The sequence below is a fragment of the Streptomyces sp. WM6386 genome (assembly GCF_000972385.1).
GTDB lineage: Bacteria > Actinomycetota > Actinomycetes > Streptomycetales > Streptomycetaceae > Streptomyces.
In genome coordinates, this window is the sequence record NZ_JXTE01000570.1 from 1 (window position 1) to 399 (window position 399).

General features: G+C 61.7%; 1 protein-coding gene. It reads left to right on the forward strand.

The window, feature by feature from the left end; genetic code table 11:
• The coding region (locus TN53_RS42735; protein WP_046264314.1) for a TIM-barrel domain-containing protein at window positions 1–399 on the forward strand (399 nt) is incomplete at both ends.

Genomic DNA, 399 nt, shown 5'->3' on the forward strand with positions numbered 1-399 from the left:
AGTCGAACTACGGCAATCTGACCTGGGACCCGAAGACCTTTCCCGACCCCAAGGGCCTCTCCCAGAAGATCCACGACATGGGGTTCGACTTCGGCATCTGGGTCACCCTGTGGATCAACCTGGACTCCGACAACTACCAGTACGCGGTCGACCACGACTATCTGCTCAAGGACGCCAAGGACACGAGCAAGCCGTGTGAAGTGACCTGGTGGAACGGCCAGGCCGGCATCATCGACCTGGCCAACCCCGACGCCAAGGCCTGGTACGAGGGCAACCTCAAGACCCTCATGGACACGTACGACATCGACGGGCTGAAGTTCGACACCCGCTTCTTCGACGAGAAGTGCGCGCCGCGCGAGGGCCACCAGGCCACCGACTATCAGAAGTTGGGCACGCAGC